Annotated in this window: 2 protein-coding genes and 1 pseudogene; 2 read left to right on the top strand and 1 reads right to left on the bottom strand. The window is 26.1% G+C overall.

Annotation, left to right across the window (positions count from 1 at the left end):
- On the top strand, positions 1–636 hold a 636-nt coding region (locus tag J2Y40_RS23915; RefSeq protein ID WP_310001800.1), incomplete at its 5' end, for a restriction endonuclease subunit S.
- Between the two features lie 100 nt (positions 637–736).
- Complete coding sequence (locus J2Y40_RS23910; RefSeq protein ID WP_310001799.1) at positions 737–1,330, top strand: restriction endonuclease subunit S; 594 nt, start codon at positions 737–739, stop codon at positions 1,328–1,330.
- Here the strand turns inward: J2Y40_RS23910 and J2Y40_RS23905 are convergent.
- Positions 1,323–1,895, bottom strand: a pseudogene (locus J2Y40_RS23905) (hypothetical protein); the annotation flags it as partial. The gene J2Y40_RS23910 and the pseudogene J2Y40_RS23905 overlap by 8 nt on opposite strands.

The following is a 1,895-nucleotide window of genomic DNA, read 5'->3' as shown; positions in this document are numbered from 1 at the left end:
GAGGAATTAAAAACCTTAATTAATAGTGTAAATGAAATGCTTTTTTCTCAAGAATTAAGATTTACTGAGTTTATTAGTGAGCCTCAACTGATGGTTTTAAGTGAAGTATTAATAAAAAATTCTGTCAAAAATAAAGCGCAAAAGTATCAGACAGTACAAAGTATCAGTAACAAATATGGATTTATTAATCAAGAAGAAATATTTGAAGATAGAAGAGTAGCGAGCCTTGATATCTCCAATTATTATATAGTAAAAAAAGGATATTTTGCCTACAATCCGTCTCGTATTAATGTAGGTTCATTAGCCTATAAAAAAGATGATGAAATCTCAGTAATTAGTCCACTGTATATAAGTTTTAAAGTAAATAATAATATTTTGGATGATCATTTTATATGGTATTGGTTTAAATCGACAAAATTCATAAGACAGATGTACAGCTCTTTTGAAGGAAGTGTAAGAAATACTTTAAGCTATGAAAGCTTAATAAAAATGAACATTTCCATTCCATCTTTAGAAGAGCAAAAGAGAATTTTCACTCTATTATTATGTATTGATAATAAAATTGAGACAGAGAAAAAACTTTTGAAAAAATATCAATCTCAAAAGCAATACCTTTTACAAAATTTATTTATTTAAAAGATTAATAAACATAGTATAAAATAACTTTTCGAAAACTAAGATTAAGGATTTATTTTCCTATGTGAATACGCTTAGTAGGATGCTATTTTCCTGCCTATTGAAATTTAAAGATAAGGATGGAAATGATTTTCCCAAGTGGAAGGAAAAGAAACTTAAAGAAGTTATGCAAATTCAGGGAGGTTTTGCATTTAAAAGTAGTTTATTTGATCAGAATGGTATAAAAGTTTTAAGAATCGGAGATGTTGAACCAAGAATAAGGTTATCCGATTTTTCTGGTATTCATTCTCAAGAAAAACCGGATAAAAAATATATCGTTAAGAAGAATGATTTTGTAATAGCTTTGTCTGGTGCAACATTTGGTAAAGTTGGTAAAATTTTAGATGACAATATTGCTTACATTAATCAACGAGTTGCAAAATTTGAAACAGATCAATTTTTGGATTTTTTCTATCAATTGATATTAACAGATAATTTTAAAAATTACATAATTTCTATTCCTACAGCAAGTGCTCAACCAAACATATCGAATAATGATATAGGTAATTATAAGACACTTATTCCAAATATAGAAGAACAAAAAAAAATAGCTCAATTTCTTTCATCAACCGATTTTAAAATTGATATTGAGAATCAAATTTTAAAAAAAATGGAACTGCAAAAGAAATATTTATTAGCCAATTTATTTATATAAACATATCTGTTAATAAATACTGCTTTTGTTTAATTAAAAAATTATGAATACTAGATTCTATTTTTATTTTTTGATCAATAGCTGATAAAACAAGTGTAATCTGTTTCTGTATATTATATTCAGGTAATGTTATTTCCATTGGCTCAATTTCAGAAATATAGTGCCGTTTATGTTCATTAGATGATAGATTTAAGAAGGATAAATATTCAAATATAAATTTCAAATTGACATCTGATTTAGCGGTTAATATTTTAAGAGCTGAAGATTTTACTTTAAAATGAAAATTAACAAACTTGAGATCCATCGTAAAATCATCGAAAATAATACATTCTCCTTTGTTGTAGATTCCAATATTTTCTTCCGTATAACCTAGTATAAAAGCTTTATTTGCAGTTAAGACCGGGATTAAAGAAGCATCAGAAGAATAATCTGTATTTAAAACTAAATATTTGGTAGGCTGTTCATAGTTTAGAACATTCTTAATTTGCATCAATCTATATTTTTCATTCTGAATCTTCGTAAATAGTTGATAGCGAATCGTATTCTTTAGCAACTTTAAATCGCT

This window comes from Chryseobacterium sp. 2987, from assembly GCF_031456375.1.
Taxonomy (GTDB): Bacteria; Bacteroidota; Bacteroidia; order Flavobacteriales; family Weeksellaceae; genus Chryseobacterium; species Chryseobacterium vaccae.
This window is presented reverse-complemented; position numbering and strand designations above follow the sequence as displayed.